General features: G+C 71.4%; 13 protein-coding genes and 1 pseudogene. 8 read left to right on the top strand and 6 right to left on the bottom strand.

Going from position 1 to position 20,516, the window contains the following annotated elements; translation table 11 throughout:
* Nucleotides 1-60: 60 nt before the first annotated feature.
* From BLV72_RS10655 to BLV72_RS10640, 4 genes are all read left to right on the top strand, one after another.
* Nucleotides 61-1,821, top strand: coding sequence for an alpha-L-fucosidase (locus BLV72_RS10655; protein WP_093470288.1), 1,761 nt, complete (start codon nucleotides 61-63; stop codon nucleotides 1,819-1,821).
* Nucleotides 1,822-1,916: 95 nt separating this feature from the next.
* A complete protein-coding gene (locus tag BLV72_RS10650; RefSeq protein ID WP_014060726.1) occupies nucleotides 1,917-2,159 on the top strand; it encodes a hypothetical protein in 243 nt (80 codons plus the stop codon).
* A gap of 360 nt (nucleotides 2,160-2,519) precedes the next feature.
* Nucleotides 2,520-3,494 (top strand): acyl-ACP desaturase, encoded by a 975-nt coding sequence (locus BLV72_RS10645; protein WP_093461814.1) that lies wholly within the window; start codon nucleotides 2,520-2,522, stop codon nucleotides 3,492-3,494.
* A gap of 78 nt (nucleotides 3,495-3,572) precedes the next feature.
* Nucleotides 3,573-5,414 carry an SEL1-like repeat protein gene (locus BLV72_RS10640; RefSeq protein WP_244320719.1) on the top strand — a complete coding sequence of 614 codons (1,842 nt, stop codon included), beginning with the start codon at nucleotides 3,573-3,575 and terminating at the stop codon, nucleotides 5,412-5,414.
* A gap of 212 nt (nucleotides 5,415-5,626) precedes the next feature.
* Here the strand turns inward: BLV72_RS10640 and pepN (BLV72_RS10635) are convergent, their stop codons facing one another.
* Both pepN (BLV72_RS10635) and BLV72_RS10630 read right to left on the bottom strand, forming a co-directional pair.
* Nucleotides 5,627-8,197, bottom strand: a complete 2,571-nt coding sequence (pepN, locus tag BLV72_RS10635; RefSeq protein ID WP_093470287.1) for an aminopeptidase N — start codon at nucleotides 8,195-8,197, stop codon at nucleotides 5,627-5,629.
* Between the two features lie 164 nt (nucleotides 8,198-8,361).
* On the bottom strand, nucleotides 8,362-9,387 hold the full coding sequence (locus BLV72_RS10630) for an aspartate-semialdehyde dehydrogenase (protein WP_093461811.1): 1,026 nt from the start codon (nucleotides 9,385-9,387) through the stop codon (nucleotides 8,362-8,364).
* Between the two features lie 315 nt (nucleotides 9,388-9,702).
* On the opposite strand from BLV72_RS10630, the gene BLV72_RS10625 reads away from it, so the two are divergent.
* Complete coding sequence (locus BLV72_RS10625; protein WP_093461810.1) at nucleotides 9,703-11,436, top strand: TIGR03767 family metallophosphoesterase; 1,734 nt, start codon at nucleotides 9,703-9,705, stop codon at nucleotides 11,434-11,436.
* A gap of 112 nt (nucleotides 11,437-11,548) precedes the next feature.
* Here the strand turns inward: BLV72_RS10625 and BLV72_RS10620 are convergent, their stop codons facing one another.
* A complete protein-coding gene (locus BLV72_RS10620; protein ID WP_093461808.1) occupies nucleotides 11,549-12,574 on the bottom strand; it encodes a hypothetical protein in 1,026 nt (341 codons plus the stop codon).
* 307 nt (nucleotides 12,575-12,881) lie between these two features.
* Nucleotides 12,882-15,500: an aminopeptidase N gene (gene pepN, locus BLV72_RS10615; protein WP_093461807.1), complete on the bottom strand. Its 2,619-nt coding sequence runs from the start codon at nucleotides 15,498-15,500 to the stop codon at nucleotides 12,882-12,884.
* A 171-nt stretch (nucleotides 15,501-15,671) separates the two neighbouring features.
* Here pepN (BLV72_RS10615) and BLV72_RS10610 point away from each other — a divergent pair, with 171 nt between their 5' ends.
* Complete coding sequence (locus BLV72_RS10610; protein WP_093461805.1) at nucleotides 15,672-16,307, top strand: DsbA family oxidoreductase; 636 nt, start codon at nucleotides 15,672-15,674, stop codon at nucleotides 16,305-16,307.
* 163 nt (nucleotides 16,308-16,470) lie between these two features.
* Here the strand turns inward: BLV72_RS10610 and BLV72_RS10605 are convergent, their stop codons facing one another.
* Entirely contained in the window at nucleotides 16,471-17,064 is a 594-nt protein-coding gene (locus tag BLV72_RS10605) for a biotin transporter BioY (RefSeq protein ID WP_059145689.1), read from the bottom strand.
* 253 nt (nucleotides 17,065-17,317) lie between these two features.
* On the opposite strand from BLV72_RS10605, the gene BLV72_RS10600 reads away from it, so the two are divergent.
* A complete protein-coding gene (locus BLV72_RS10600) occupies nucleotides 17,318-18,739 on the top strand; it encodes an amino acid permease (RefSeq protein WP_093461804.1) in 1,422 nt (473 codons plus the stop codon).
* 164 nt (nucleotides 18,740-18,903) lie between these two features.
* The gene (locus BLV72_RS10595) at nucleotides 18,904-19,545 is read left to right on the top strand and encodes a superoxide dismutase (RefSeq protein WP_059145691.1); all 642 of its coding nucleotides are present in this window, start codon (nucleotides 18,904-18,906) and stop codon (nucleotides 19,543-19,545) included.
* Nucleotides 19,546-19,850: 305 nt separating this feature from the next.
* On the opposite strand, the pseudogene BLV72_RS10590 reads toward BLV72_RS10595, so the two are convergent.
* Nucleotides 19,851-20,446 (bottom strand): annotated as a pseudogene (locus BLV72_RS10590) (alpha-amylase family protein); the annotation flags it as partial.
* Nucleotides 20,447-20,516 lie beyond the last annotated feature (70 nt).

Below are 20,516 nucleotides of genomic sequence, written 5' to 3'. Positions count from 1 at the left end.
TCTGTCATGGACACCGCCATAGAGATCCGATCAATGACGACCGGAGAGCTGGAGGGGACCATGGCCCGACCCCTGGGTGGAACGCCCGGCACCCACCGACCACGCGGACGGCGGCGCGCGCTGCTCGCGCTCCGCGCCCTCGCCCTGGCCGCCCTCGCGGCCGCCGCCGCCCCTCCCGCCCCCGCGCAGGCCGCCACCGCGCAGGCCGCCCCCGCCAAGGGCGTCGCGCGCGCCGAATGCCAGGGGCCCGTCACCCCCGCCCCGCAGCAGACCGTCGAGGACTGCGACACCCCCGCCCGCATCATCGACAAAGCCGTCCACACCGTCCCCACTCCCGGACAGCGGGCCTGGCAGAAGCGTGAGATCACCGCCTTCACCCACTTCGGCATGAACACCATGACCGGCCGCCAGTGGGGCTCCGGGGCCGAGGACGAGAAGCTCTTCGACCCGCCCGAGCTCGACATGGACCAGTGGATGCGGGCGTACAAGGCCGCCGGCGCCCAGCAGGTCATGCTCACCGCCAAGCACCACGACGGCTTCGTGCTCTACCCGAGCCGCTACACGGATCACGACGTCGAGGCCAGCCCGTGGTGGACGAACGGCCCCGGCGGCAGGAATCCCGACGGCGATGTGCTGGGCGCGTACGTCAAGGCCGCCCGTAAGGCGGGCCTCAAGGTCGGCGTCTATCTCTCGCCCGCCGACGGGGCCGAGCTGCCGCACGCCTGGCACGCCCAGTGGGTCGAGAAGATCCGCGAGAAGCAGCAGAACGGCGAGGAGCTGTCGCTGCCCGAGCGCATGGCCCTGGAGGACGGCGACCGCGCGCCCGCCGGGCAGGGCCGCTACGGCGACGGCAGCAAGCCCACCGAGCGCACCATCCCCACCCTCGTCCCCGGCGACGACCGGGCGGACAAGGTCGCCTCCGGCGCGCTGCCCTCCTTCCGCTTCACCGCCGACGACTACGACGCGTACTACCTCAACCAGATCTACGAGATCCTGACGCAGTACGGCCCCATCGACGAGTTCTGGCTGGACGGCGCCAACCCCTGGGGCGGTGCGGGCGTCACCCAGAACTACGACGTCAGGAACTGGTTCGAGCTGATCCGCGCGCTCTCCCCGGATGCCGTGGTCTTCCAGGGCGCGCAGGGCGTGCGCTGGGTGGGCAACGAGGACGGCGTCGCCCGGGAGACGGAATGGTCGGTGACCCCGTCGGCCGTCGACCCCTGGACGGTCGTGGGCGGCGGGCTGCCCAATGACTCCACCGACGCCGACATCGGCTCGCGCGCGAAGCTGACCGCCCCGGGCGTGCGCCATCTGCAGTGGTATCCGGCCGAGGCCGATGTCTCGATCCGCCCCGGCTGGTTCCACGACCCCGCGGAGCGGCCCAAGACCCCCGGCCAACTGATGTCGCTGTACGAGCGCAGCGTGGGTCGCAACGCCTCGCTGCTGCTCAACGTCCCGCCCGCGAAGAACGGCCGGATCGACGACACCGACATCGCCTCCCTTACGGCCTTCGGCAAAGCCGTAAGGACGACATACGGCACCGGAGCGCGGCCGGCCACCGGCCATCCGGTGACCTTCGACCGGGTACGGCTCGGCGAGGACATCCGCCGGGGACAGCGGGTGGAGCAGTTCACCGTGCAGGCTCGCGTGGCGGGGGCATGGCGGGACATCGCCTCCGGGACGACCATCGGGGCCCGGCGCATCCTTCCGCTGGCCGCGCCCGTCACCGCCGATGGGCTGCGGGTACGGGTCCTCGCCTCCCGCGCCGCGCCACGGCTGCTGCCGCCCACCGTCCACCTCGGCGCGGCGGGCCGCCGCTGAGCCGACGTCCGAGGCCGCGGTCATGGCCATCTCAACGCGGTGGTAAAGGCCACCCCGGGCACGCGGCGCCGAGGAGCATCGGATAACTTGAGTCCGTGAGCAACAAGGTCAAAAAGAACGCCGTGCGCGCCGGTGCAGTCATCGCCGCGACGACGGCGATGCTGCTGATGTCGTCCCCCGCGTTCGCGCTCACCCGCGACGACGGTGACGACCCGGGTCCGGGCCTGAGCGTCGCCGAGACGCTGGGCCTTTATGTCGCCGCTCCGATCATTCTCTTCCTGGTGATCGCGGGTCTGGTGATGGCGGGAGACAGGAAGTCCCGTAAGCAGACCGACTGAGGCGATTGATCGACGAAGCGCGCACGCCGCTGCGGAGCGCCCCGGCCATCCGGCCGGGGCGCTTTTGTCGTATGAGGGGCGCGTCTTTGTCGTATGAGGGGCGCCGTCTTGGGCCGGGTGGCGCGGGCCGTCCCCGGCCGCGTATGGCTCGGGCCGTTTCCGGCCGTCCGCCTGTACCGAGTAGGCCATCCGCGCCGAGCCGCATCGCGCCGCCCCGGATCCCAAGTGCGACCGTGTCACGCCGAGTTCACCGTGTGCCATCCACAGGCCCCGGGCCGTTTATTTTCGCTTTAACCTACGGTGTCGTAACCTACGGGTCCGTAGGTAAAGCCCGTCGCCCCCGTCCCCTGGAGCGCCACCGTGACACTCGCCCCTACCCACCGCAATGGTCAGGCCGTATGGAGCGACACCCAGCTCCTGTACGCGCTTGAAGAGGTGGTCGAGACCGAGCTCAACCGGCATCTGGCGGTCGCCAAGGAGTGGATGCCGCACGAGTACGTCCCGTGGAGCGACGGCCGGAACTTCGATGGTGTCATGGGCGGTGAGGCCTGGGCGCCCGACCAGTCCAAGGTCAGCGACGTCGGCCGGATCGCGCTCGTGGTCAACCTCCTCACCGAGGACAACCTCCCCAGCTACCACCACGAGATCGCGACCCTCTTCGGCCGGGACGGCGCCTGGGGCACCTGGGTGCACCGCTGGACGGCGGAGGAGGGTCGCCACGGCATCGTGATGCGTGACTACCTGCTGACCAGCCGCGCCGTCGACCCGGTGGAGCTGGAGCGGTTCCGCATGGCCCACATGTCCGAGGGCTTCGAGTCGGACAACCAGCACAGCATGCTGCACACGGTGGCGTATGTCGCCTTCCAGGAGCTGGCCACCCGCATTTCGCACCGCAACACCGGCCATCACTCCGGCGACCCGGTCTGCGACCGGATGCTGGCGCGTATCGCCACCGACGAGAACCTGCACATGATCTTTTACCGGAACCTGCTCGGGAAGGCGTTCGAGCTGGCCCCCGACCAGACCATGGGCGCCGTCCGCGATGTGGTGGTCAACTTCCGCATGCCGGGTCATGGGATGCCCGGCTTCGAGCGTGCCGCCGCCCAAATCGCCATTGGCGGTATATACAACCTGCGCATCCACCATGACGACGTCCTGCAGCCCGTGCTGCGCTTCCTGAAGGTCCTGGAGATCGGCGGGCTCGGCCCGGAGGGGCTCAAGGCGCAGGAGGAACTGGGGCTCTACATGGGTGGATTGGACGATCAGGCCACCAAGTTCGACGAGCGGCGCGAGGCGCTGCTGGCCCGTCGCAGGGCCCGTGCCGAACGTTCGTGATCACTCTGGCACCATCGGGTGATGGTCGAACATTCATCGCAGGGGACGTCCGGCACGGCTCACGGTGAAATGCCCGCCATGGCGGACCAGCTGGCGGCGGATCAGAAGGCGGACCCGGGAGCGGATCAGGAGCCGGACCCGGCGGTGGATCCGGCAGTCGAGGCGGCCCGGTTGAGGGCCGCCGCGGCCGCCGGGAAGCCGGAGGCGTACCGGGCCTACGCCGAACTCCTCACCGGCCAGGGCCGCTTGGACGAGGCCCTGCCGTGGTGGGCCAGGGCCGCCGACGCCGGGGACGCGGATGCCTCGCGCACGCTCGCGATCTGTCACAAGGACCGCGGCGAGTTCCCCGAGGCCGAGCGGTGGTACCGCACGGCCGCCGATCGCGACGGCGGCTGTGCGTTCGGTCTGGCCCGGCTGCTGCACGAGGCCGGCGATACGGCCGGTGCCGAGACGTGGTACGAGCACGGGGCCGCGCTCGGCAGCGTCGAGTGCACGACCAACGGCGCCGTGCTGCTGGCCGCCCGTGGCGAATGGGACACCGCGCTGGAGCGGCTGGCCGAGGCGTCCGCCCAGGGCGACGACATCGCCACCCGCACCCGCGGGGCCATCCAGAACATGCTGCGGGACCTGGACGGCTGGCGCGAGGCCCTCGCCCGGGCCGAGGCCGAGGGCGACCCCGAGGAGGCGTACGAGGCGCTGCGCGACCTGCTGGACCCGGAGCGCAAGGCGATGTTCGCGCGCTACCCGCGGATGGTCGCGGAGGCCGAGGCGCTGTACGCCCGGGCGGCCGCGGTCGGCAGCGCCAAGGCACTGGTGGACCAGGCACTCTTCATCGCCCGCGACGACAGCCGCTGGGACGAGGCCCGTGCCCTCGTCGAACGCGCCCATGAGCGGGGCTACGACGGCGCGGCGTACGTCCTCGGCGTCTGGGCCGAGGAGAACGGCGAACTGCGCACCGCCGAGGAGTGGTACCGCACGGCGGATGAGGCGGACGGCGGCCACATATGGGCCTGCTTCAACCTCGGTGTGCTGTGCGTACGGCAGCGGCGGCTGGACGAGGCGGAGCGATGGCTGCGGGCCACGGGGCTCGACGGTGCCGAGGCTGGCGGGGGCGCCGAGGGCGTGGATGCGGAGGGCTCGGACCGGGGGTCGTTCGACGAGGGTGAGGAGCGGATCGTCAGGGCGCTGGAGGACATCGCCGCGATCCGTGCCGACCCCGAGCGGATGCCGACCGCCGAGTGGGAGGAACGCCTGCCCGGGCTGCGGGCCCGCGCCGAGGAGGGCGGCCCGGACGCCTGGTGCGCGTACGCCGACGCGCTCGACCGGCTGTACCGGCTCCCGGAGGCCGCCGAGTGGTACCGCAGGGCGGGCACCCCGCGTGCCCTGCTCGCCCTCGGCCGGATGCTGTACGAAGGGGGCGGCGCCACGGGGCTGCGGATGGTGCCGTACTACGAGCCCGCGGCGGCGGAGGGCGACGCCGGGGCGGCGTACGACATCGGCCGCATCCACGACGAGGCCGGGGACCGGCGCACCGCGCAGATCTGGTTCCGCCGGGCGGCCGACCTCGGGCACGGGCGGGCCGCGTGGTGGCTCGGCTGGACGTCGGAGGAGCGGGGCGGCGACCCGCAGCACGCGGAGCGCTGGTACGTGCGCGCCGCGCGCAGCGGTCTGGTGCCGCCCGCGTTTCTCGCGGGGCGCAGCATGGTTCGGCGCGGTGCCTATGGTGAGGCCGAGCCGCTGCTCAGGGTGGCGTGCGAGGGGAAGCACGAGGAGGCGCCGTACTGGCTTGCGCAGGCCCTGCGGGGGGTGGGGCGGGTGGAGGAGGCGGAGCGGTGGCTTCGGGTGGCCGCCGAGGCGTACCCGGATCTCCTGCGTCAATACGGCCCGATGGCCGGCCTGGCCATACCCGATCCCCGCTGACGCGTTTGTGGGCAATCGTCCGCACCCAGGAACGAAACCCTGGCTGTCGACGGGCCGACCCAGTGCGGCCCAGCTCGGCCCTGGCTGAGCCATCGCTACCGGGTGCGGCCCGGTGGCCGGGTTGTGCCCACCCGCCCCGCCCCGCGGGACGAATGCCCACAATGGGGCGGCTCCGTGCGGGGCGCTGGGCCCCGCACGGCGCCGCAACCCGGTCAGCCCGCGTTGGCGTCCGCGGTCTGGGCTCGGAGCGCGCGCTCGATGCCCGCGCGGGACTCCGTCATCAGACGCCTCAGCGCCGCCGTGGGCTCGGCCGACGCGAGCCACGCGTCCGTCGCGTCCAGGGTTTCCTGGGAGACCTGCAGCGCCGGGTAGAGCCCCACCACGATCTGCTGCGCCATCTCATGGCTGCGGCTGTTCCACGTGTCCTTCGCCACCGCGAAGTACTTCTCCGTGTACGGCGCCAGCAGCTCCCGCTGATCGGTCTGGACGAAGCCGCCGATCACCGCCTCCTGCACCGCGTTGGGGAGCTTGTCGCTCTCCACGACCGACGCCCACGCCTCCGCCTTGGCCTGCGGCGTCGGCCGCGCGGCCCGCGCCGTCGCGGCGTGGCGCTCGCCCGCGGAGGTCTTGTCGCGCTCCAGCTCCGCCGCGATGGCGGCCTCGTCCGCCCGCCCCGTGGCGGCGAGCCGCTCCAGCAGGGCCCAGCGCAGCTCGGTGTCGATGGCCAGGCCCTCGATCGTCTCGGTGCCCGCGAGCAGCCCGGCGACCAGGTCGAGCTGCGCGTCCGTACGGGCGGTCGCGGTGAAGGCCCGCGCCCAGGCGAGCTGGTGGTCGCTGCCCGGCGCCGCCGCCCGCAGATGGTCGAGCGTGGCCTCGGTCCACTTGGCCAGGCCCGTCTCGCGCCAGGCCGGCGCCGCGTACAGGTCCAGGGCCAGCTTCACCTGGCGGTGCAGCGACTGGACGACGCCGATGTCGGACTCCTTGGCGATGCCCGAGAGCACCAGCGCCAGGTAGTCGCGGGTGGCCAGCTCGCCGTCACGGACCATGTCCCAGGCCGAGGCCCAGCACAGCGCGCGCGGCAGCGACTCCGCGAAGTCGCCGAGGTGCTCGGTGACGACGGCCAGCGAGTCCGGGTCCAGCCGCACCTTCGCGTAGGTGAGGTCGTCGTCGTTGAGCAGGATCACCGCGGAGCGCTTCGCGCCGATCAGCTGCTCCACCTGGGTCAGCTCACCGTCCACGTCCAGCTCGATGCGCTCGGAGCGGATCAGCTTGCCGGTCGCGTTCAGGTTGTAGAGCCCGATGGCGATGCGGTGCGGCCGCAGGGTGGGCTCGCCCTTGGCGCCCGGCGGCAGCGCGGGGGCCTCCTGCCGCACCGCGAAGGAGGTCACGGTGCCGTTCGCGTCCGTCTCGATCTCCGGCCGCAGCACATTGATGCCCGCCGTCTCCAGCCACTTCTTCGACCAGGTCTTCAGATCGCGCCCGCTGGTCTCCTCCAGCGCGCCGAGCAGATCCGACAGCCGGGTGTTCTTGTAGGCGTGGCGCTTGAAGTACGCCTGGACGCCGCTGAAGAACTCGTCCATCCCGACGTACGAGACCAGCTGCTTGAGCACCGAGGCGCCCTTGGCGTACGTGATCCCGTCGAAGTTGACCAGGACGTCGTCCAGGTCGTTGATCTCGGCCATGATCGGGTGGGTGGACGGCAGCTGGTCCTGCCGGTAGGCCCACGTCTTCATGGAGTTGGCGAAGGAGGTCCAGGACCGCGGCCACCTGCTGCCCGGCGCATGGGCCTGGCAGGCGATCGAGGTGTAGGTGGCGAACGACTCGTTCAGCCACAGGTCGTTCCACCACTCCATGGTGACGAGATCGCCGAACCACATATGGGCCAGCTCGTGGAGGATGGTCTCGGCGCGCGCCTCGTACGCGGCGTCGGTGACCTTGGAGCGGAAGACGTACTGGTCGCGGATGGTCACCGCGCCCGCGTTCTCCATCGCGCCCGCGTTGAACTCCGGCACGAAGAGCTGGTCGTACTTGGCGAACGGGTACGCGTAGTCGAACTTCTCCTCGAACCACTCGAAGCCCTGCCGCGTCACCTCGAAGATGGCGTCCGAGTCGAGGTACTCCGCGAGCGAGGGACGGCAGTAGATGCCCAGCGGCACCGAGCGGCCGTCCTTCTGGTAGGAGCTGTGCACGCTGTGGTACGGGCCCGCGATCAGCGCGGTGACATACGTCGACAGGCGCGGGGTCGGCTCGAACCGCCAGACGTTGTCCTTCGGCTCCGGCGCCGGCGAGTTCGAGATCACCGTCCAGCCCTCGGGCGCCGTCACGGTGAACTGGAACGTGCCCTTCAGATCGGGCTGCTCGAAGCTGGCGTACACCCGGCGGGCGTCGGGCACCTCGAACTGGGTGTAGAGGTACGCCTGCTGGTCGACCGGGTCGACAAAGCGATGCAGCCCCTCACCGGTGTTGGTGTACGCGCAGTCCGCGACCACCCGCAGCTCATTGCGCCCGGCCAGCAGCCCCGGCAGCGCGATCCGCGAGTCCTTGAAGACCTCGTTCGGGTCGAGCGCGTCGCCGTTGAGCACCACGTCGTGCACCGTGGGCGCCACCAGGTCGATGAACGACTCCGCGCCCGACTCGGCGGCGTCGAAGCGCACCGTGGTCACGGAGCGGTAGGTACCGCCCTCCTGGGCGCCGCTCAGGTCCAGTTCGATCTCGTACGCGTCCACCGTGAGGAGGCGCGCCCGCTGCTGCGCTTCCTCCCTTGTGAGGTTGGTGCCAGGCACGTCGGCCAACTCCCGTTCGTCATGTGCGGTACGCCATGCGTCAGGCGGATGGCCATCCTCGCACGTCGGGCGGTCGGCGTCGGTAGGCCAAAGGGCGACTGAACGGGAGGAACACCGAGGGGGAGCGGCCGGCCGGCCGCTCCCCCTCGGACGAGGCGTGGGCGTCAGCTCAGGTCGGCCGCCACCAGCTCGGCGATCTGCACCGCGTTCAGCGCGGCGCCCTTGCGCAGGTTGTCGTTGGAGAGGAACAGCGCGAGACCGTGCTCGACCGTCTCGTCCACCCGGATCCGGCCCACATAGCTGGGGTCCTGGCCCGCGGCCTGGAGCGGGGTGGGGATCTCCGAGAGCGCCACGCCGGGGGCCGCGGCCAGCAGCTCGGCGGCGCGCTCCACGCTGATCGGACGCGCGAAGCGGGCGTTCACCTGGAGCGAGTGGCCGCTGAAGACCGGCACCCGGACACAGGTGCCGGACACCTTCAGCTCCGGGATCTCCAGGATCTTGCGGCTCTCGTTGCGGAGCTTCTGCTCCTCGTCGGTCTCGAACCGGCCGTCGTCGACGATCTTCCCGGCCAGCGGGAACACATTGAACGCGATCGGGCGGGCGTACACCTCGGGCTCGGGGAAGTCCACCGCAGCGCCGTCGTGGGTGAGCTCGGCCGCGCGGTCGGCGGTCTTGCGGATCTGGCCGTCGAGCTCGGCGACGCCGGACAGCCCGGAGCCGGAGACGGCCTGGTAGGTGGTGGCCACCAGGGCGGTGAGCCCGGCCTCGGCGTGCAGCGGGCGCAGCACGGGCATGGCGGCCATGGTGGTGCAGTTCGGGTTGGCGATGATGCCCTTGGGGCGGTCCACCGCGGCGTGCGGATTGACCTCGGCGACGACCAGGGGCACCTGGGGGTCCATCCGCCAGGCCGAGGAGTTGTCGATCACGACGGGGCCCTGTGCGGCGACCCTCTCGGCCAGTGCCCTGGACGTGGCGCCGCCGGCGGAGAACAGGACGATGTCCAGACCGGAGTAGTCGGCCGTGGCGGCGTCCTCGACGGTGATCTCGGTGCCGCGCCACGGGAGCGTACGGCCGGCCGAGCGGGCGGAGGCGAACAGCCGCAGCTGCTCGGCCGGGAAGTCACGCTCGGCGAGCACCCTGCGCATCACTCCGCCGACCTGGCCGGTCGCTCCGACGATTCCGATCCTCATATCAGCCCTTTTCCTCGGTTGTGCCTGTTCGAGGCGCCTACCCTCCTGGCAAGTGTCTCAGGCGGGTCCGTTATCGTCCCGTGATTTATCCCACGGCGGGGGCGGTTCCCAGGCTGGATGAACACCGAGTGAGCGAAAGAATTCCTGTTCACAAGGGCGCGATGACCGTTTGCTACCGCCAAGATCCACGTGTGGAGATCGGCGACCGGCGTTGCCGCCTCGTTCACCGCCAGGCCATTCCCGATGCCAACGATCCGAGGTGAGGGCAGCGTCGCTGTCCGCCCGTTTCCGCGTGTCCACTCGGGGAGATCGCGCATGTCCCGCATACGGTCCGCCGCCGCTGCCGTCGCTCACCTCGACCGGCGTACCTTCCTCGCCGCAACCGCCGCCACCGGTGCCACGGCCGGTCTGGGGCTCGCCTTCGGGCCGGGCAGCGGTTCGGCCGACGCCACGCAGCCCGCCACCGCGCGCGCCGCGGGCCGCCGGGTGGTGCAGGCCCCGGCGGCACCCTCGACGGCCGGTACGACGCTGGAGTCGTTCTCCGCCGCGCAGGGCGCCACCGGCTACCGGCGGCTGGCCGGCGGCCCCGCCTGGACCCGTGAGGTCCGCACCGAGATCACCGGCGCCAAGGGCGGCCGCGAGGACCGGCGCACCGCGCTCGTCTCGTTCGTCCAGCTCACGGATCTGCACCTGACCGACGTCCAGCACCCGATGCGCTACGAGTTCCTGCGCAGCGGGCGCGCCGGGGCGTGGCGGCCGCACGAGGCGCTGACCATCGCCGGGGTCGCCTCGCTCATCGAGCGGATCAACGGGCTGCGCGGCGGACCCGCCACCGGGGCGCCGCTGTCGTTCGTCATGACCACCGGCGACAACACCGACAACAACGCCAAGATCGAGCTGGACTGGTTCCTGGCCGCGATGAACGGCGGCCGGATCACCCCCAATACCGGCGATCCGCGCCACTACGAGGGCGTCCAGAACAGCGGGCTCAAGGAGTTCTGGCACCCCGAGGACGCGCTGCGCGACGCCGACAAGAAGCTCGGCTTCCCGCGCATCGACGGCTTCCTCGAGGCCGCGCTGCGCACCGTCAACAGCCCCGGGCTGCGGCTGCCGTGGTACTCCACCATCGGCAACCACGACGATCTGGCGGGCGGTGTCTACTCCCTCGGCCACAACTTCTACGCGGACTTCGCCACCGGGAAGCGCAAGCTGGAGATCATCCCGGCCGATGACGCCGAGCGGCTCTTCAAGGGCACGCGCGTCGGGGACGACCCCAAGGGCGTCCAGATGAAGGCGCTGCTGGACGCGCACGCCAAGGACATGCGCACGGTCACCCCCGACGAGCGCCGCGCGCCCTTCACCCAGACCGAGTACCTGGCCGCGCACCTGGACCCGGCGGCCACCGGCCCCGGCCCGGTCGGCCACGGCTACACCAAGGACAACCTCGAGCAGGGCACCCTCTACTACTCGTTCCGGGTCTCCCAGAACGTGATCGGCATCAGCCTGGACACCACCGACCCGGGCGGCCACTACACCGGGTCGCTCGGCACCGCCCAACTGCGGTGGCTGGAGCGGACCCTGAAGACCCACAAGGACGACTACGTCATCGTCTTCAGCCACCACTACAGCCGCAGCCTGGACAACATGAACCGGGACCCGGGCCGGCCGGGCGAGGCCCGCCACGGCGGGGACGAGGTCGTCGCCCTGTTCCAGCGCCACCCCAAGGTGCTGGCCTGGATCAACGGCCACAGCCACAAGAACGAGATCACCCCGCGCGGCACCTTCTGGGAGATCACCACCGCCTCGCATGTGGACTTCCCCCAGCTGGCCCGGGTATTCGAGGTCGTGGACAACCACGACGGCACGATCTCCCTGTTCACCACCCTCATCGAGTCGGCCGCGCCGCACCGCACGGACTTCTCGGACCTGTCCCAGACCGGGCTCGCGGCGCTCTACCGCGAGCTGTCCTTCAACGCGCCCGGCGCCAGCCAGAAGCTGGCCGGTGACGCGACGGACCGCAACACCGAGCTGCTGCTGCGCAAGCCCTGAGCCCGGAGCCCGGAGCCCGGATCCCTGGTCCTGAGCCTGAGCCTGATCCTGAGTCGCCCGCACCGGGTGTGACCCGCCCGATGCCCCGCCTCCGCGCCGGGACATCGGGCCGTCAGCGCGGCAGGACCACGACATAGGAGGCCGGGTCGCGGTCGGCCGCCGCGATCAGGGCGGTACGGACCACCGCGGCCTGCTCCTCCGGGGCCTCCCGGAGCTTCTTCGGGGTGACGCGCACCACCGTGATCCCGAGCCGCTCCAGGTGTTCGCGCTTGCGGCCGAAACCGCCGCGCCAGACCTCCTCGTCCTGGCGGGGCGCCCGAGTGTCGATCTCCACCGCCACCGCCTGCTCACGCCAGTAGGCGTCCACCCCGCCGAGGGCGGGCCCGCCGGGCAGCCGCAGCTCCACATTCCACAGCGGCTCGGGCAGGTGGTTGCCGCGGATCATGTCGTACAGCCGCCCCTCGGCGATCGCCCGGCCCTCGGCGAGCAGCGCGTCCACGGCGTCCACGACATGCGGCCGGGACAGCAGCCGGGCCGAGTTCAGCTCCGCGACGACGGCCGTGGCCTCGCAGTGGCCGTGGCGCACGGACTCGGTGAGCAGTCTGCGGACCAGGACGGCGTCGGTGAGCCGGGCGACCGCGTCGGCGAGGGCGCGGGCCACCGGGGCGGTGGGCACCCCCGCGACGTACTGGGGGCCGGGCAGGGTGCCGGCCCGCACGAAGCGGACGAAGCCGGTGGCGCGCAGCCGCCGGGTGCGCGGCACCAGGACGTCGATCCGGTCGAGGGAGGCCAGCGGGGGAGCGGAGGAGAAGTGGTGCATGGCGAGCGCGGCAAGCCCGGTGATCATCGCCTCGCCGTGCGGCTCGCCGCCACCCGGCGCGGAGCCGTCGGCGCCCTGCCCGCGGCTCGCGGTGTACAGCAGCGCGGCCAGCAGCCGCTCCTCGCTGGTGGCCGGGCCGGGGTGGAGCAGATGGACGCCCGGCAGGATCTGCTGCCAGGGCCCGCCGGCCCGGCTGCGCTCCGCGGCGACGGACGCGGTCACACCGTGCTCGCGGAGCTGACGGGTCGTCAACACCCGGCGCTGGACGTCCGAGAGGTGGTGGAGGGGGCGGGGGGACAGCGGCGTGTTGTGGCTCATGCCCCCGCCATTCCCGCCCCCGCCGCACCGGCTAACCCCTGTTACAGAGTCGTCGACAAAAGCGGACAACCCCGCACTAAAGTACGGTAGTTCGAATGCCGAAAAGGCTCCCCGCCCCGGCGCCCGGACCCCCGGCGCCCGGACCCCGGCCCCTGGCCCCCGGCCATCCGGCCGCGCGGCCCGGCTACGGAGTCCGGCCGCACGGCCCGGTCGCGAGGCCCCGGCGCGGGGTCCCGCCCCGATGCCCGCGCGGCGCTCGCCCGGCGGTAGCCGGGGGCGCCGCCGGGCGTCCGGGGCGGCGTATGCCTCAGGCGGCCGCCCGCTCGTCGCATTCCTGCCCGCGCAGGGCGCGGGCGAGGTCGTCGCGCGCCTCCAGGACCAGCCGGCGCAGCGCGGGCGCCGCGTCCGGGTGGCCGTCCAGCCAGGTGTCGGCCGCCTCCAGGGCGCGGGTGTCCCCCTGGGCGGACGGGAAGAGCCCGCGCACGATCGCCATCCCGATCTCGATCGACCGCTCCTGCCAGATCCGCTCGATCACCTCGAAGTAGCGCGGTGTGTACGGCGCCAGGAGCTCCCGCTGGCCCGGCTGGTCGAAACCGGAGATGGTGGCCTCCACCAGGGCGTTGGAGAGCCGGTCGGACTCCACCACCGCGTCCCATGCCTCGGCCTTGACCGCGGCGGAGGGCCGGGCGGCCAGACACCGCACCTGGTGGCGCTTGCCGGAGGCGGTGTCGTCGCGTGCCAGCTCGGCGGTGATCAGCGCCTCGTCGGCCTGGCCGCTCGAGGCCAGCGCGGCCAGGAACGTCCAGCGCAGCTCCTGGTCCACATCCAGCCCGTCGATCCGGGCCGTGCCGTCCAGCAGCCCGCTCAGCATCCGCAGCTCGGAGTCGGCGACGGCGACCTGGGCGAAGAACCGCGCCCAGGCCAGCTGATGCCCGCTGCCCGGCTCGGCCAGCCGCAGCTCGCTCAGCGCGACCTCGGCCAGCTGGGCACCGGCCGCCTCGCGCGCGCCCGGCGCCGAGTAGTGGTGCAGGGCGGACAGCGCCCACGCCTGGACCATCTGCAGCACGCCGATGTCGCTCTCGGCCCCGGCGAACCGCCGCACCAGCTCCAGATAGTCGCGGGCGGGCAGCAGCGCGTCACGGGTGAGGTTCCACAGCGCGGACCAGCTCAGCGCGCGGGCGAGGGGGTCGGTCAGCTCACCCAGGTGCTGGCGCAGGGTGTCCAGCGACCCCTCGTCGAAGCGGATCTTGCAGTAGGTGAGGTCGTCGTCGTTGACCAGGATCAGATCGGGCCGGGAGGCGCCGGTCAGCTCGGGGACGACCGTACGGGGGCCGTCGACGTCCACCTCGGCGCGGGCGTAGCGCACCAGCGCCCCGGGGCGCTCACCGGCCGGGGCCTCCTTGCGGTACAACCCCACCGCCACGCGGTGGGGCCGCAGCGTCGGGTGGCTCTCGGCGGCCTGCTGCTCCACCGCCAGCTCGGTGATGTGCCCCTCGGCGTCATAGGTGGCCAGCGGGGTGAACGCGTTGACCCCCGCGGTCTCCAGCCAGGCGCGCGACCAGGTGGCCATGTCCCGCCCCGAGGTCTCGCCGAGCACCGACAGCAGATCCGACAGCCGGGTGTTGCCGTACGCGTGCCGCTTGAAGTAGCGCCGCGCGCCCTCCAGGAAGGCGTCCTGCCCGACGTAGGCCACCAGCTGCTTGAGCACGGACGCGCCCTTGGCGTAGGTGATCCCGTCGAAGTTGAGCTTGGCGTCCTCCAGGTCACGGATGTCGGCCGTGACCGGGTGGGTGGACGGGAGCTGGTCGGCGCGATAGGCCCAGGCCTTGCGGCGGTTGGCGAAGGTGATCCAGCCGTCGGTGAAGCGGGTCGCCCCGACCAGGGCGAAGGCCCCCATGAAGTCGGCGAACGACTCCTTGAGCCACAGGTCGTCCCACCACTCCATGGTCACCAGGTCGCCGAACCACATATGCGCCATCTCGTGCAGGATGACGTTGGCCCGGCTCTCGTACGACGCCTGGGTGACCTTGCCGCGGAAGACGAACTCCTCCCGGAAGGTCACACAGCCCGGGTTCTCCATCGCGCCGAGGTTGTACTCCGGCACGAACGCCTGGTCGTACTTGCCGAACGGGTACGGATAGTCGAAGTGGTCGTGGAAGAAGTCCAGACCCTGCTTGGTGACCGTGAAGATGTCGCCCGCGTCGAAGTGCTTGGCCAGCCCCTTACGGCACAGCGCGCCCAGCGGGATCTCCAGCTCCGAGCCGTCCGGCAGCGTGCGGCGGTAGAGGTCGCTCTCGTGGTGGTAAGGACCGGCGAGCACGGCCGTGATGTATGTCGAGATAGGCCGGGTCGGGACGAAGTGGCTGGTCGTGGCGCCATCGTCGGCACCGGACGGCTCCACCCGGTCCACCGTCCCGTTGCTCAGCACCGTCCAGCCCTCCGGGGCGGTCACCGAGAAGGTGAACGGGCCCTTGAGATCCGGCTGTTCGAAGTTGGCGAAGACCCGGCGGGCGTCGGCCGGCTCGTACTGGGTGTAGAGGTAGACCTCGCCGTCCTCCGGGTCCACGAAGCGGTGCAGGCCCTCGCCGGTCCGGCTGTAGGCGCACTGCGCGTCCACCACCAGCTCGTTCTCCGCGGCGAGGCCGTCCAGCGCGATCCGGGAGCCGTCGAAGACCGCCGCCGGGTCCAGCTCCCGCCCGTTGAGCCGCAGCGAGGTCACCGAGGGCGCCAGCAGATCGGCGAAGGCCGCCGCGCCCGGCTCGGCGCAGCGGAAGCGGATCGTGGTCGTGGAGCGGAAGGTGCGCGGCCCGGACCCGGTGTGCTCACCGACCGCGGACCGCAGATCGAGCGCCACCTCGTAACGCTCGACGGCCAGCAGCTTCGCCCGCGCACGGGCCTCGTCACGGGTCAGGTTCTCACCGGGCACGAAGCGGCTCCCTCGGCAATGTCTCGCATCTCGGATATCGGACAGCGGAAATCATGTCACGGTGCACCGACAGCCGGTATCGGGGAATGGGCTCCCCTCCCGCCCGCGTTGGGTGAGGTAGCCAGCTCTCTATTCATTTGCGACTACGACGCGCCCGCTCGAGGAGAAACCGTGACCGAGACTGCCAAGACTCCTGTTGATTTCTGGTTCGACCCGCTGTGTCCCTGGGCCTGGATGACCTCGCGCTGGATGCTCGAGGTGGAGAAGGTGCGCCCGGTCGAGGTGCGTTGGCACGTCATGAGCCTCGCCGTGCTCAACGAGCCCAAGATGGATGAGCTGCCCGAGGAGTACCGCGAGCTGCTGACGACGGCCTGGGGCCCGGTCCGGGTCTGCATCGCCGCCGAGCAGAAGCACGGCAGCGAGGTCCTCGGCCGGCTCTACACCGCCCTCGGCACCCGCTTCCACAACCAGGGCCTGGAGAAGAACCGCGAGACGATCGTGGCCGCCCTCGAGGAGGCCGGTCTCCCCGCCGAGCTCGCCGACTACGCCGACTCCGACGCGTACGACACCGAGCTGCGCGCCTCCCACAAGGAGGGCATCGAGATGGTCGGCCAGGACGTGGGCACCCCCGTCATCGCCGTTCCGGGCGCGGACGGCGAGCAGGTCGCCTTCTTCGGCCCGGTGGTCACCCCCGCCCCCAAGGGCGAGGACGCCGCCAAGCTGTGGGACGGCACGCTGCTGGTCGCCTCGATTCCCGGCTTCTACGAGATCAAGCGGACCCGTACGGTCGGCCCGATCTTCGACTGACCCCCTCTGCGCCGCCGCCACGGCAGGGCCCCCGCGCGAGTCGACCGCGCGGGGGCCCTTTCACGTGCCAGCCGCTTTCACGTCCGAGCCCGCCCATGCATGGGCTCACGCACAGGCGGCTGAGTGGCCGTGCCCGGGGGATGGGCCCGGGCGTACGGGTGGCTCAGCCCCGGCGGCCCACCAGCTTCCAGGCGGCCGGCAGCGCGCCCATCGCCAGCGCGGCCTTCAGCGCGTCCCCGATCAGGAACGGGGTGAGCCCGGCCGCGACCGCCTCGCCCAGGGAGATGTGGGTGGCCAGCGCCAGGTACGGGACGCCCACGGCGTAGGTGACCGCCGAGCCGACCGCCATGGTGCCCGCGGTGCGCAGCACCCCGCGGTCGCCGCCCCGCCGGGCCAGCGCGCCCACCACGGTCGCCGCCAGCAGCATGCCCAGCACATAGCCGAACGACGGCATGGCGGCGCCGGAGCTGCCCTCGGCGAACCACGGCACACCGGCCATGCCGACCAGGGTGTACAGCGCCAGCGACAGGAAGCCGCGCCGGGCGCCCAGCGAGGTGCCCACCAGCAGGGCGGCGAACGTCTGGCCGGTCACCGGCACCGGCGAGCCGGGGACGGGCACCGAGATCTGGGCGGCGAGACCGGTGAGCACGGCGCCCCCGATGACCAGCGCGGTGTCCCGGGCCAGGACGCGCCGGGCGGGAAAGACCGCGTCCGCGAGGACCGTACCGGGTGTGGCGGCGGCAGAAACCGTGCTCATCAGCGATGCTCCCAGGTCAGAGGGTGGATACCGCGACGCTAACCCAACCCGTGGGCCGCGGACACCGTCGGATGACCACAAAGCCGGACGCATCGGCTTGGCGGCTTCTGGCAGAGACACTCGATACGGAGCGTGACGCAGGTGTCCGATATCCAGAAAAGATTGGCCGTGATGTTGTCCTGATAGGACGCGGCCTTCACACTAGGGACGTTTTGCATCCCCCCGCTCGCCTCGTAAGGGACAGAGAAGAAGAATGAACCGGACATCCGCGTCCTCCGGGCCATCCGGCACCGCCGAGGCGACCGGCGCGGGCGCGACCGCCACGCCACCGCTCTCCCACGGCCTCAAGCAGCGCCATCTGTCCATGATCGCCCTCGGGGGTGTGATCGGCGCGGGGCTGTTCGTCGGCTCCGGCGCCGGAATCGCCGCCGCCGGTCCGTCGATCGTGGTGGCCTATGCGCTGTCCGGGCTGCTGGTGATGCTCGTGATGCGGATGCTCGGCGAGATGTCGGCGGCCAACCCGGCCTCCGGTTCGTTCTCCGTGCACGCCGAGCGGGCGATCGGCCCCTGGGCGGGGTTCACGGTCGGCTGGATGTTCTGGATCCTGCTGTGCGTGGGCATCGCCGCCGAGGCGATCGGCGCGGCCGGGATCATGGTCCAGTGGTTCCCGGGCACCGACTCCTGGATGTGGGTCGCCCTCTTCATGGCGATGTTCTGCGGCACGAACCTCGCGGCGGTCAGCAATTTCGGCGAGTTCGAGTTCTGGTTCGCCGCGCTGAAGATCGCCGCGATCACGATCTTCCTGGTCCTCGGCGTACTCGCGATCCTCGGTGTCCTGCCGGGCACCGACGCCCCCGGCGGCTCGCATCTCACCGGCGACGGCGGCTTCCTCCCCAACGGAGTGAACGGCCTGGTCGTCGGTCTGCTGGCGTCCGTCTTCGCCTACGGCGGACTGGAGACGGTGACCATCGCGGCGGCCGAGTCCGAGAACCCGGTCAAGAGCGTCGCGGGCGCGGTGCGCACCGCGATGTGGCGCATCGCCCTCTTCTACGTCGGCTCGATGGTGGTCGTGGTCACGCTGATCCCGTGGAACGACACGTCGGTGGTCGCCGAGGGCCCCTACGTGGCCGTCCTCAACCACCTCGACATCCCCGCGGCCGGCGACATCATGAACGTGATCGTGCTGATCGCGCTGCTCTCCGCGATGAACGCCAACATCTACGGCGCCTCCCGCATGTCCTACTCCCTGGTCACCCGCGGCGAGGGCCCCGCCTTCCTGGGTCGCGTCACCGGCGGCGTCCCCCGCCTCACCGTCCTCGCCTCCTCCTTCTTCGGCTTCGTCGCGGTGCTGCTCAGCTACTGGTGGCCGGACACCATCTTCAAGTGGCTGCTCAACATGGTCGGCGCCGCGGTACTGGTGGTCTGGGGCTTCATCGCCGCTGCCCAGCTGCGCATGCGCAGCCGGCTGCAGCGCGAGGCCCCGGAGAAGCTCGTGGTGAAGATGTGGCTCTTCCCCTACCTGACCTGGGTCGCCCTGGCCGCGACGGTCGGCGTGCTGGTCCTGATGCTGCGCGAGAGCGACACCCGCAGCCAGCTCTACGCCACGGCCGTGATGGCGATCGCCCTCGCGATCATCGGCTACGCACGGCAGCGGACGGCGGCGGCGCGAAGCTGATCCCTCACCATCCCGCGCACGGAGGCGGGGCGGGTCCTCGATCGGAGGGCCCGCCCCGCCTCCGTCTTTGGGGCCAGGCATCCGATTCCGGCTGGCGGAAAGCGCTCTTGCTGCTAGCGTGTACTTGCAAGTTAATTGCAATAACGCGGTCCGAAGGGCTTCGCATGGCCATCTACACACTTCCTGAACTTCCGTACGACTACTCGGAGCTGGCCCCGGTCATCAGCCCCGAGATCATCGAGCTGCACCACGACAAGCACCACGCCGCGTACGTCAAGGGCGCGAACGACACGATGGAGCAGCTCGCGGAGGCGCGGGACAAGGATCAGTGGGGCTCGATCAACGGGCTCGAGAAGAACTTGGCCTTCCATCTGTCCGGCCACATCCTGCACAGCATCTACTGGCACAACATGACCGGTGACGGCGGCGGCGAGCCGCTGGAGAGGGACGGGGTCGGGGAGCTGGCCGACGCCATCGCCGAGCACTTCGGCTCCTTCGCGGGTTTCAAGGCCCAGCTGTCCAAGGCCGCCGCCACCACCCAGGGTTCGGGCTGGGGCGTGCTGGCGTACGAGCCGGTCAGCGGGCGGCTGGTGGTCGAGCAGGTCTATGACCACCAGGGGAACGTGGGGCAGGGCTCGGTGCCGATCCTGGTCTTCGACGCCTGGGAGCACGCCTTCTATCTGCAGTACAAGAACCAGAAGGTGGACTTCATCGAGGCCATGTGGAAGGTCGTCAACTGGCAGGACGTGGCGCGCCGTTACACGGCCGCCAAGGAGCGCGCCCACAACCTGCTGCTGGCCCCGTAACCCGGAGCGCCCGCCAGACCACCTGCTTGCGTGATCGTCTTCTCACCGAACACCGGGCAGGTCGGAAAAGGGGCCCCCGCGCGGTCGACTCGCGCGGGGGCCCTGCCGTGGGTGGGAGCGGTGTCCTCGGGTGAGAGTTCAGCGCTGGTTCCGGCCGGTGATCCGGACGCCGTCGGTGCCGGGGAGGTCCTGGACGGTGATGCTGTCCGGGCCGCCGCTCAAGCTGACCGGGCGGGACGGTGGCGGTGCAGCCGCCGCTATGGGTGCCCACCGGGGCGCGCTTCCAGACGTCACGGACGGAGGCGCCCGCGCGGGTCCTGGTCGACGGCGATGACCTCGGGGTTGGTGAGGTTGGCGGCGGTCTCCCGCGTCATGGCGGTGAGGTCGTTCCCGGCGAGCAGCGGGGCACCGGAGATCGCCCACAGGCTCATATGGGTGCGGTCGAGCGTGGCGTTGGATCCCCTCATGCCGACCATGAGCATGTCCGGGTCGTTGTCATACCCGGTGTGCTGGGCGGTGGGGTGCAGGCCCTGGTCGAAGTGGGACAGCATCGCGGTGGCCGACGGCGTCTGTCGGCGATGGCCTTCATCCCGCCGGGCCACTGCTGGGTGTCGACGGTGATGTTGCCCTTGCTGTCGCGGGTGCCCCACCACCACCCTTCGTCGATGTTGACGTACTCGTTCCCGGCCTCGGCCGTGCCGGAGGACACCAGGGCGTCCACCTGGGCCTTGATCGTGTCGTAGTCGATCTGGCTGGCCAGGCTGTTCCACGACGCCCAGCCCATGGGCGCGGCGGGGACGTCGATCTGTGGAGCGGAGGCTGCCGCGGCCGAGGGCGCCGCGTACGCCACGGCGCCCACCCCCGTGGAGGTCAGCAGGACGGACAGCAGCGCCCCGGCCAGGCGCCTGGGCCGGGACCGCGACCTGGGCCGTGACCCGGCCGGTCGGTGACAAGAGGTGTGCGTGGGGAGA

Source organism: Streptomyces melanosporofaciens (assembly GCF_900105695.1).
GTDB classification, from domain to species: domain Bacteria; phylum Actinomycetota; class Actinomycetes; order Streptomycetales; family Streptomycetaceae; genus Streptomyces; species Streptomyces antimycoticus.
Note: the sequence above shows the minus strand (reverse complement) of the source record. Positions and strands in the feature narration are given on the sequence as shown.